This window comes from Bacteroidota bacterium (assembly GCA_016711505.1).
Lineage (GTDB): Bacteria > Bacteroidota > Bacteroidia > AKYH767-A > 2013-40CM-41-45 > JADKIH01.
Genome location: JADJSV010000003.1, coordinates 309,107 through 320,635, shown reverse-complemented (window position 1 = coordinate 320,635; position 11,529 = coordinate 309,107). Strand labels below are relative to the sequence as shown.

The following is an 11,529-nucleotide window of genomic DNA, read 5'->3' as shown; positions in this document are numbered from 1 at the left end:
TCTTTTTTCTCCCTTTTTTTCTCTATGAACTCTGTGTTAAAAAAACTCACTAAGCGTACAGCTTAATCATTGTAAACATACCTAGTCCCAAAATGCCTATCCCTTCCCCCTCTCGTTGAATCCATTTCGTAATTCTGTTCTTCTAAAATATTTCCTTCGTCGTCATAGACAAATGCATTTCTTTTGATGAGCATTCCGTTTACATCGTAGATCTCTTGTTTTAGTAAACGGTTCTGGTCGTCGTATTCATTTTTTACATTCTTGCTGTAAAAATCTTTGTAGATCTTTTCAATGACATTGCCTTTGTCGTCGTAAATATTTTTTACTCCTGAGATCAATTTGCCTTCAGGGTTTGTTTGGACTGAAGTTAATTCATTTCCCTTTTCATCAAACGTATTCAATGTTCTTGAGATCATCTGGCCGTTAGCACCACTTTCAATTTCTTCAATTTGTGTTCCTGATAAATAATTGAAAACTGTTTTTGAAACGATTGATTTTTTATCATCCAGAATTGCCCGCTCGATGACTGCACCTTTGTCGTCGTACTTAATTTCTTCACGCGAAGCAAATTCGCCTTCTTCATCAAGCGTAACGATCGCTACAATGTTTTCCTTCGCATCGTATTCATAATTCGTTCTTGAACCTTCTTCAGTTCCATAGTATTTTATTTCGCTGACAACATTTCCTTTTTCATTTCTCTGCAGGACACGCTTTTCACGGGCATCATCGACTACATAATGCAGTTCATGTTCAATCAATTTTCCGTGGTCGCCGTATTTGTAGGTGCTTTGTTCTTCAAGCTCACCATCAGGACTGAATTTGGATTCAGTTACAACCCGGCCTTCAGAATCAAGTTCAACGGTTAACTCCAGATATTCCTCATCTGCCGTTGGAGTAAGATCAGAAAAATTAAAATTTTTATAATTTCTATTGTATCTGTGAATGCTTTTGTGCTTTGTCATACAAACTATTTTTTTCCTGCAAATTGTAATACTTCTTTTTCTGTAATTTTCTTATCCGATAAGATCACGAGCCGTTCAACAACATTTCGTAACTCCCGGATATTTCCTGTCCAGTTGATCTTCTGCAATTCTTTCAAAGCCTCCGCAGAAAATGCTTTCACCGGCATGCCGTAATCCTGGCAGATCTCATTGACGAAATAATTTGCCAGCGTTGGGATATCATCTTTCCTGTCGTTCAGTGACGGTACATGAATCAATATTACCGACAACCTGTGATAAAGATCCTCTCTGAAATTTCCTTTTTCAATTTCCACTTTCAGATCTCTGTTTGTTGCAGCAACAACTCTCGGACTTACTGTAATCTCCTTCTCGCCACCAACACGCGTAATTTTATTTTCCTGCAATGCGCGTAAAACTTTTGACTGAGCAGAAAGACTCATGTCACCGATCTCATCAAGAAATAAAGTCCCGCCCGAAGCTTGTTCAAATTTACCGATACGTTGTTTTATTGCTGATGTAAATGCACCTTTCTCATGCCCGAATAATTCACTTTCGATAAGTTCAGAAGGAATAGCAGCGCAATTCACTTCGATCATCGGTCCGGCAGAACGATTGCTCTTTTCATGGATCCAGCGGGCAACAAGTTCCTTTCCTGTACCATTACTTCCCGTCACAAGAACTCTTGCTTCAGTCGGTGCAACTTTTTCAATGATCTCTTTTATTTGAGCAATGGCAGGAGAATCTCCAACCATTTCGCGGGTCTTATAAATTTTGCGCTTTAGTGTTTTGGTTTCAGTGATCAATGAAGAACGATCTAGAGCATTTCTCACGGTAACTAAAAGTCGGTTCAGATCCGGTGGCTTTGAAATATAATCGTATGCACCTTTTTTCAATGCGTCAACTGCAGTCTCAATAGTTCCATGTCCGCTGATCATTACAACAGGCAGATCCGGATTCATTTCCTGAAGTTTTTGCAATACTTCAATGCCATCCATCTTAGGCATTTTGATATCAGATAAAACAAGATCGTAATTTCCTGTCTCTGCTTTTTTTATTCCTTCGGCACCATCATTTGCAATATCTACTTCGTACTTTTCATAGGAAAGAATTTCTTTCAGGGTATTACAAATTGCTTTTTCATCGTCGATGATCAGGATCTTGGCCATATACTTGTTTTGAGAGGGCGAAGATAATCAAAATGTTTGCAGAGTGCTTGTAGACTGTTGATCAAATCATACGTGTAGGCGTGATATTTTTTAAACACGGAGAAAAAGGAGAAAAAAAGGGAGAAAAAGGAGATCTCTTTTTTTCTCCCTTTTTTTCTCCTTTTTCTCCGTGTTTAAATTTTTTTTCTACAGCTACTGCTTTCAAGCCTTCCCCGAAATAACCATACTCAAAGCCCCTTCCTTCAGCGCATACTTCGACAAAGTCATCTTCTTAATATCGGTTTTATTCAAAACCATTGAAGTACAAATTGTAGCCATGACGATCATGTCAATCCGCATTTTAACCAGGCCTTTCATTAGATTTCTTTGCATTGCGGTTGAGTACAATATTTTCTCATGCAATTTTAAATACTCGTCAATTTTGAAACTATAGGAATTTTTATCGCTGATCACATTCCTGTTATAAAATTCATATCCTATCATTTCTGCAAATGTGTCAAACGATCCTGACGAACCGATCAGATGTTCCGGTTTAAATTTCTCAACTGCATCAACCATTATCGCAAGTTCATTGGAAAGAAATGTTTCAATCGAACTTATTTCAGCAGGCAAGATCGGATCTGATGGCCTGAACATTTCGAGTAATCGCGCTGCACCAATATTAAAACTGTGCTTCCAGAAGATCTTATCTTTATCTGCAATAATAAATTCTGTGCTCCCGCCGCCAATATCCATGATCAGAACCGGTTGATCATTCAGAGAAATGCATTGTCTGACGCCGAGGTAAATAAGCTCAGCTTCCTTTTCTCCGGAAATAACAGTGATCTCAATTCCGGTTTTCTCTTTCGCCATTGCAACAAAGTCATGACCATTCGTTGCGCCTCTTATCGCTGAAGTTGCAAATGCAAAAACCTTTTCAGGCATATGAATGTCGATGATCTTTTTATAATGTTCTAGCGCTTTTATCCCTCTTCGAAAAGGAATCGGCGCGATCTCATTCTTATGAATTGCACCTTCTCCCAATTTGACAACAGACTTTGATTTAAAAACTTTTTTCCAAACGCCGTTTTTATTTACCGAAGTGACCAGTAAATGAAATGTATTTGTACCAAGATCTAAAATTGCTATCCGCAAATTACATGTATATTAATTCTGAAAACGAAGCCATTTCCACAGCTCCTTATAAGTAACTTTTTTGCCGTACATTAAAATCCCTACTCTGTAGATCCGTGCTGCAATCCAGGTTGTAAAAATAAATCCTGCGATCAACAGAACCATTGAAAGAACAATGTGTTCCCATGGAACTCCAAATGGAATCCGCACCATCATTACAATCGGCGAGGTGAACGGTATGACAGAAAACCAGAAGGCGACGTTGCCCTGTGGATTGTTGATGACCGTTGCAGCTGCAACATAAGCAATAATGAGTGGTATCGTGACAGGCAACATGAACTGCTGCGTGTCTGTTTCCGAATCGACTGCAGCGCCTATAGCAGCAAACAATGCACTATAAAGCAAGTAACCACCAAGGAAATAGAAAATAAACATACCGATCAATAGCGGGAAGTTTATTGTTCCCAAAATTGAATCAAGCTTCATCATTTTATCGCCTTTGATCGGCGAGTCCTCATCAGCTTGTTGCATCGCTTCTTCCATTCCCGGTCGAGACTTCATGATCATCTCCGCTTTCTCTTTATCAGATTTTCCGGACATCAGTGACGATGTCAAGGCGAAAAAGACAGTCGAGCTAAGAATGACCCACAATAAAAACTGAGTTAATCCAACCAAAGCGACTCCAACAATTTTCCCCATCATCAATTGAAATGGTTTTACAGAAGAGATAATGACTTCCACTATCCTGCTCGTCTTTTCTTCCAGAACACCACGCATAACCATTGCACCGTATATAAATATGAAAAGATAGATCAACAGTCCTGCTGCAAATCCAAGTCCTGTAGTAAGAGGCGTACTTGTTTCCTTGTTTTCAAGATCCCGGGTTTGAATATTGACATCGGTTTTGATTGCTAAGAGTTTAGATTCATCAATACCCGCAGAAATGTATTTCTGTGTATTGATCTCCTTTTCAATCGTAAATTTTATTTTAGAAATTATATCAAATCCCGGTTGAGATTCAGAATAAAAGGTAACCGCTTTCTCCAGACTACTCAGATTTTCTGTTGCCGGTATAACCAATACACCAAAGTAACCGCGGTTCTTACTTTCGCTTCTGACTTTTTCTACATCTTCATTCAGATATTCAAATTTAACACGCTCATTATCTTTGAATTTATTTACAAAAATATGTGTGTTATCGATCACACCAATTTTCTTTACTTCCGTATCGACTTTATCGAGTAAAAAAGCAGAAACAAAAATACCACTCATCAGCAACGGCCCTAAAAAGGTCATCACGATAAAAGACTTTTTCTTTACCCGTGTCAGATATTCCCGTTGAATTACTAAAAGGATCTTATTCATAACAATTTGATTTCTGTTTAAACTAGTTTCTATTCTCGCTTACTTGTTTGATGAAAATATCATTCATACTTGGAACGATCTCTTGCAGTCCGATGATCTGTACATGCGGCATCAGCAATGAAAGCATATCATTCACTGTCAGATTGCCAAGCATTTTCACTTTTGCAGTACTGTGTTCTTCCTCTTCTTTAAGGTCGATCAATTCAAATCCTGTCCACAGCGCATTTGTAAATCCAATTCTGTTTCCGACATAATTGATTTCGAACATATGACTACGAAATTGTTTACGGATATCTTTCACACTTCCATTCAGAATAACGTGTGCATTATCGATCAAAGCAATATTATTACACAGCTCCTCCACACTTTCCATTCTATGCGTTGAGAGCACGATTGTAGTTCCTTTGTTTTTAAGTTCCAGTAATTCATTCTTCACAAGCTCAGCATTGATAGGATCAAAACCAGTGAATGGTTCATCTAAAATTAAAAACTCAGGTTCATGTAAAACAGTTGTGATGAACTGAACTTTCTGCGCCATTCCTTTTGAAAGTTCTTCCACCTTCTTTTTCCACCACGCCTGGATCTCGAATTTCTCAAACCAGAACTTCAATTTTTTCATTGCATCAGCGCGCGACATTCCTTTCAGTCGTGCAAGATATAATGCCTGCTCGCCTACTTCCATTTTTTTATAGAGGCCGCGTTCTTCAGGAAGATAACCCATCTGCAAAACATGTTCTGTACTTAAAGGCTGACCTTTAAAAAGAATGCGTCCTGAATCGGGCGCAGTAATTTGCGTGATGATACGGATGAGTGAAGTTTTTCCGGCACCATTCGGGCCAAGTAAACCAAACACACAATGAGATGGTATGTGAAGGGTAACACCATCCAAAGCTCTATGCGCTGCATAATTCTTTGAGACATTTTCAATTTCAAGAATATTCATAAGGATCGTAGAAGATGCGTAAATGTAAAAAACCCCGGCTGAATAAACAGTCGGGGTTTAATTTATTTTTACATTTCTTCGAACATAAAATTGTAGAGTCTTTTACTCGAAAAACTCTCTCACTCTGTCGCGGAATGTTTTATCGCTTTTGCCCGGATTTGGTTTAAAATTCGGAGAATTCCGGAGTTGCTCAAGCAACTTTTTTTCTTCAGCGGAAACATGTTGTGGTGTCCAGACATTGATATTCACCAACAGATCACCTCTGCCATAACTATTTACAGAAGGTAGTCCTTTGCCTTTCAAGCGTAATACTTTTCCGGCCTGCGTTCCTGCATCGATCTTGATCTTTGCTTTTCCATCGATAGTTGGAATCTCCAGCGAAATTCCCAAAGATGCATCAGCGAAATTGATATAAAGATCATGTAGTAAATTATTTCCGTCGCGCTGAAGATGCGGATGCTTGATCTCTTCAATTACAATATAAAGATCTCCGGCAATTCCACCACGCTCAGCAGCATTTCCTTTTCCGCTAACTGTTAATTGCATTCCTTCTCCAACTCCCGCAGGAATGTTAATGGAGATCACTTCCTCGCCATGTTGCAATCCACTTCCATGACACGACTTACATTTATTCTGAATCGTTTGTCCTTCGCCATTACAAGTCGGACAAGTTGCAGTCGTTCGCATTTGACCGATGAAAGTACTGGTCACTCTGTGTACCTGACCTGCACCATTACAAGTTCCGCACTTATGAAATGAAGAACCATCCTGAGCACCGGATCCTTTACAGGAAGTACATGAAATATGTTTGTTGACTTTTATTTTTTTCTCTACGCCTTGAGCAATTTCTTCAAGTGTTAAGCTGACTTTTACTCTGAGGTTTGTACCACGGTTAACTCTTCGTCCACCTCTGCTGCCACCACCAAAGAAACTTTCAAAACCATTTCCTTCGCCGCCGAAAATATCTCCAAAGTGTGAGAAGATATCTTCCATATTCATTCCACCTTGTCCACCACCGCCGGCGCCATTCATACCTCTGTGACCAAACTGATCATAGCGTTGACGTTTTTCAGAATTGCTGAGAACTTCATAAGCTTCAGCAGCTTCTTTGAATTTTTCTTCAGCCTCTTTATTTCCAGGATTTTTATCCGGATGGAATTTCAAGGCCATCTGCCTGTAGGCCTTTTTAATATCGCCTTCAGCAGCACCTTTTGCTACACCAAGTATTTCGTAGTAATCTCTTTTAGACATAATTTTTAAAGGCAATCTTAATTTCCAACAACAACTTTAGCATGACGGATTACCTTATCATTTAAAAAGTATCCTTTTTCAACTTCATCAATCACCTTTCCTTTTAGGTCAGGAGTAGGAGCCGGAATATTTGTAATAGCATCATGAAGATCTGCATCAAATGGTTTTCCGGTAGCATCCATCGGCTTGAGGCCTTTGCTTTCTGTAGTTGATTTTAATTTAGAATAGATAAGATTGATACCCGCTTTTATTGCTTCAACATCACTGGTACTTTCAAAAGATTTGATAGCTCTTTCCATATCGTCAAGAATAGGAAGAATTGCTAAAAACACATCTGACCCTGCAAGTTTTGATTGCTCAATTCTGTCGCGGGACACTCTGCGTTTATAATTCTCAAATTCAGAATACATGTAGAGATATTTATCTCTTGATTCTGTTAATTCAGCTTCCAATTTTGCGATTGGGTCAATTTCTTCAACATTAGCATCAGGAAGAGCAGCCTCCATTGGAGTGCTTTCATCCGTCAGATTTTCATTTTCCGCAGTATTATCCATGTCACCTTTATGGTCTTTCGATTTCATTTTATTTCTGATATTTTTAAAAATTGACAAAATTCAAGGGTTTTGAGCAAGCTTCAAGTACTTTGCCACTTCAATTTAGAGGTCAATTTGGCAGGCGCAAATATACGGTTTTCTGTCGGGCTAAAAGGCGAAAAACTTCAATTCAGCATAAAATTAGAAAAGTGAATAAGCGATCCGGTTTAGGAACTAATTAATGATCAAGGTTTTTTAACAACTAAATTCAGATTCAGGTTGTTTTCCATTAAACTATAATCAAGTGATTCAACGGAAAAATCACCATTGAGATCGTGATAATTATAGTTATTGAGAAACTGCGTCACGAAAGCCTGTAGTTCATTTAGATCAGCCATGGTCACTTGTCCATCTGCCACTCCTCCTGAAATTCCATTTGAAATATCCCCGCTATAAATAGCAAACACACCCGGACTTACTTGAATCTGATTAGATCCGAAAGCATTGCCTGCAGCTGTAGTGAAATCATAGCTACCACCGGAAGTAACCGAAACCGGATTTGCACTCCAGGTCTGTAAAGCATTTCTATGATTAATAACCACATAATATTGTTGTCCAATGGCAGCAGTTGGAAAAAGGAATGACCCATTGCCTGTAACATTGATTGTTCCTTTACTAAGATAACTCAAAGCATATGGAGAAACGGTATTGTGCAATTCCATTGTTAATGTATCACATAAAGTCGGATACAAAACAGGATTCACCGTGGCTCTCATCGTACTGCTTCCAACATAATAGCCTTGAATAAATACTTTTAGATTGAATGAAAATGCACAGTCAGAAATGGAAATATTACTGCCATTATTAGCTCCCGTTGTAACAGGCGATGACGAAACAATTCTTATTCTGAATCCTGAACCATTTACGACATTAGAAGGAATCAATGCACTGATCGTTCCGTTACTTATTGAAGTCAATGAACCTATTGGAACAACATTGGCAAAACTTCCACTTGAGTCACTGAGTTCTGCAGTAAAAATATTACCGGGATTATAATTACATGCAACAGTGAATGGAATATTGAATGGAATATTTCTGCACATGGATGAATTTAACGGTACCAATATCGTTGCCGAGTTTGGAATAACAGTCACAACCATTGTGTCCCTTGCGAAAATTCCCGAAAGTGCATGAGTTGCAGTAAGAATGTATTGTTGAGTAGATACTGGAGTAGCAACAGGATTACTGATCAATGAAGTTACCAATGTAGCAGCCGGGCGCCATGAATAATTTATTCCTGCAGTCGAAGCTCCTCCAATAGTTGTTGATCCTCCACTACAAATTGTTACATCCGGTCCTGCGATTGCAGCAACAGTTGCATTCACATTGATATTATCCAGATATAAGTTGTTTCCATATCTTGCTACATTTCTGAAGGCAAGAATAAAACTTTGACCTATGTATGCATTGAGATTGATTGTTTCTGTACGCCATTGAGTTGAAGTTGGCGTAAATGCTGACGTAGAATTTCCCGGCACTGTTGAAAGCGTTGCACCTCCTTTATTATAAACTTGCGTAAACGTATTTCCGCAATCTGTTGAAATTAAAACCTGCAAGGTGTCTTGTTCGGTCTGATTGGTATAGCTCCAGTAAGCAACATCAAATTTAAGTGTGATGGAATTGTATGACTCGCCATTCAATCGCGGAGTTCTGATCTCATCCTTCTTTCCTGTTGCATTCTGAGTCCAGTTATTAAAATAAATGGATTGTATTTCATTTCCAAATCCGCTCACTGCTGTACTCACTTGCCATTTGACTCCATCAGCAGCATCATCAAATTCAGTCCAGCTTGAAGGAGGGTAAATTGCTCCTTCAAAATTTTCAGCTAAAGGTATATTACCTCCTTTAGTACTGATGTAAGCAGTTCTTGTGAATGTATTGGTAGAAACTCCATTTGACACAGTGAGAGTAACGTTATAAGTTCCTGCAGACGAATAAGTGATCAGTGGGTTAGCAAGTGTTGAAGTTCCGGGTGTACCTCCGGGAAATGTCCACGCCCAGGATGTCGGGCTTCCTGTTGACAGATCTCCAAACTGAACAGAGCCACCTAAACAAGGGTAAAGATTATTTGCTGAAAAATTAGCTGTAAGAGTTCTTACACTTGATATAGAGGTTTCGAATATTCCGCGTCCATAAGTGGCAACTCTGAGAATCGAATTTGGTGTGCTGTCGTTGTAAATTGAAAGATCGACAACTTCTGTTCGAGTCGGTAAATTGGTATTAAAAATTGTCCATGAAGAATTAGAAGAATTTTTAAAATACACAGTATTACTTGTCGCAAGAAAAACAAGTTCATTTGATGAAAAATATTCATCCGCAAGAATCCTCACGTGATTAGTTGAAGGTAAATTCAAAGTGATATTGGTCCATGTTGCACCATTATCTGTTGACCGGTAAACCCTCGTATTACAAGTTATGTAAATTGTATTCGGTGAATTTCTGATTGAAGTAATGCTTGCTGCATTATTCGTATTATTCGGTAAAGCGTAGGATGTAAAGGTTGGTGTTGCGCTTAATGCATTTGTACTTACATAGATCATAGCATCGGCTGTGATAATGTACAACCGGTTCGGATCAGCAAAGGAACAATGCATTGCCATGATCTTTTTTCCAAGATTTGCAATCTGCGTCCATGTCGGTGTTGTTGCCAACAAATTGGTCGTTCTTAAAATTACTGTATCAGCAACAAATGCAAGATTTGTATTGCTTCGATGAAAAGTTATGTCCTGCAAAAGTGTAACGTTAGAAGGAAGCCCATAAGTAACATCATTACCTGTAACAAGTGCGCGTTGATTTTTACTATGGTAATAGACCATCGTACTTGAAGGTCTGTAATCAAACGAACATTTGCTCGACCAGTCACCACCGCGATTTGTAAACCAACCCGTACCTGTTGAATATAATTCACCATTATCCTGAGTACCTATACTTACAGTTTCTCTTTGCGTTGGACTGCAGTTACCATGATAAATTTCATAGCCATAAATACCATCACTCTTAGGAACCCAGTTTGCACCACCATCGGTACTTAGCCAGACACCACCATCATTCATATTGTAAAGCTGAGAACTGTTGTACGGATTCTGAACCATTTGATGCATGTCTGTATGTAACACCTGCGACCAAATGGTTTGTTGTATCCATGTTAATCCACCGTCTGTCGATTTATAAACACAGTGCGCTACATACCAGATTGTATTTGGATCTGTCCGGTCAACTCCGAATCCATGGTTATAATCACCTTGTCCGGAACTTGCTGAACTATTTGAGTAATAAGAAATGAAAGGAGAAGAAGTTGTTTTCATTCCGGTAAATGTTGTACCGCCATCAACCGATTTATAAACCATTCCGCCATTTGCAACCATTGAAAGGTACACCACATTGCTGTCAGCAGGTGTAACTCCAAGTCGAACACCATTTCCATTCGTAACACCTGATGGCAATACAATTCCTGCATTTATCTGAGTCCATGTATCTCCAAAATCAGTTGACCTGAAAAAAGCAGAATCAGTAGTCGCTGCAAAAAGAGTCCGGGTAGTTGAATTCGCTTTTGCCTTAAGATCATCAAAAGCTCTCGAAGCAGTTTTTAATGTCCAGGTAGAACCTGCATTAGTTGTTTTGTAAATACCTGTATTGGTAATTGCTACAATAGTATTTGCATTGGCAGGATCCATGATCATATCAATTACTAATTTGCCTGACAATCCAAGAGGAGCAAAAGTATTTCCTCCATCTGTTGATTTCCAGACACCGCTACCGCTATAGTAATAATTGTGATCACCTGTACCTAAATAAATGATCTGATCATTTGAAAAGTCTATACAAACCGATGCCAATCGCATCACAGGCATTGCATCAGTACCGGGAGCTATTGTCCAGGTTGTACCACCATTGTTTGAAATAAATAATCCGCCACGCGCACTTACTGCATAAAATTTATTTGGATTAGTTGGATGAAATTTCATCTGACTGATTCTGCTGATACCATGAATCTGTCCGCTTACATTAGTAGGAAATTGTGCAGGCAATAATGCACTCCAGTTTGATTGGGCAAAAAGAGAATTTGAAAACAGTAAGAATAAGAAGAATAAGTACAGTTTGGATTTCATCAGACTTAGGTGACACGAATTGAATTA

At 38.8% G+C, this 11,529-nt stretch carries 8 protein-coding genes; all 8 read right to left on the bottom strand.

What is annotated here, in order from left to right:
* Positions 1-62 precede the first annotated feature (62 nt).
* On the bottom strand, positions 63-962 hold the full coding sequence (locus tag IPL24_07235; GenBank protein ID MBK8363478.1) for a hypothetical protein: 900 nt from the start codon (positions 960-962) through the stop codon (positions 63-65).
* A 5-nt stretch (positions 963-967) separates the two neighbouring features.
* Positions 968-2,128: a sigma-54-dependent Fis family transcriptional regulator gene (locus IPL24_07230; protein ID MBK8363477.1), complete on the bottom strand. Its 1,161-nt coding sequence runs from the start codon at positions 2,126-2,128 to the stop codon at positions 968-970.
* Between the two features lie 201 nt (positions 2,129-2,329).
* Positions 2,330-3,262 (bottom strand): Ppx/GppA family phosphatase, encoded by a 933-nt coding sequence (locus IPL24_07225; protein ID MBK8363476.1) that lies wholly within the window; start codon positions 3,260-3,262, stop codon positions 2,330-2,332.
* A gap of 12 nt (positions 3,263-3,274) precedes the next feature.
* The gene (locus IPL24_07220; GenBank protein MBK8363475.1) at positions 3,275-4,606 is read right to left on the bottom strand and encodes an ABC transporter permease; all 1,332 of its coding nucleotides are present in this window, start codon (positions 4,604-4,606) and stop codon (positions 3,275-3,277) included.
* Between the two features lie 22 nt (positions 4,607-4,628).
* Entirely contained in the window at positions 4,629-5,549 is a 921-nt protein-coding gene (locus IPL24_07215) for an ATP-binding cassette domain-containing protein (protein ID MBK8363474.1), read from the bottom strand.
* Between the two features lie 102 nt (positions 5,550-5,651).
* Positions 5,652-6,800 (bottom strand): molecular chaperone DnaJ, encoded by a 1,149-nt coding sequence (gene dnaJ, locus IPL24_07210; protein MBK8363473.1) that lies wholly within the window; start codon positions 6,798-6,800, stop codon positions 5,652-5,654.
* Positions 6,801-6,817: 17 nt separating this feature from the next.
* Positions 6,818-7,381 (bottom strand): nucleotide exchange factor GrpE, encoded by a 564-nt coding sequence (locus IPL24_07205; protein MBK8363472.1) that lies wholly within the window; start codon positions 7,379-7,381, stop codon positions 6,818-6,820.
* Between the two features lie 197 nt (positions 7,382-7,578).
* On the bottom strand, positions 7,579-11,502 hold the full coding sequence (locus IPL24_07200) for a PKD domain-containing protein (protein MBK8363471.1): 3,924 nt from the start codon (positions 11,500-11,502) through the stop codon (positions 7,579-7,581).
* Positions 11,503-11,529 lie beyond the last annotated feature (27 nt).

Bases quoted from the DNA above. Each gene is read 5' to 3' on its own strand.
- IPL24_07235 (MBK8363478.1), bottom strand. From the start codon at position 962: ATGACAAAGCACAAAAGCATTCACAGATACAATAGAAATTATAAAAAT.
- IPL24_07215 (MBK8363474.1), bottom strand. From the start codon at position 5,549: ATGAATATTCTTGAAATTGAAAATGTCTCAAAGAATTATGCAGCGCAT.
- IPL24_07200 (MBK8363471.1), bottom strand. From the start codon at position 11,502: ATGAAATCCAAACTGTACTTATTCTTCTTATTCTTACTGTTTTCAAAT.
- IPL24_07220 (MBK8363475.1), bottom strand. From the start codon at position 4,606: ATGAATAAGATCCTTTTAGTAATTCAACGGGAATATCTGACACGGGTA.
- IPL24_07205 (MBK8363472.1), bottom strand. From the start codon at position 7,381: ATGAAATCGAAAGACCATAAAGGTGACATGGATAATACTGCGGAAAAT.
- dnaJ (MBK8363473.1), bottom strand. From the start codon at position 6,800: ATGTCTAAAAGAGATTACTACGAAATACTTGGTGTAGCAAAAGGTGCT.
- IPL24_07230 (MBK8363477.1), bottom strand. From the start codon at position 2,128: ATGGCCAAGATCCTGATCATCGACGATGAAAAAGCAATTTGTAATACC.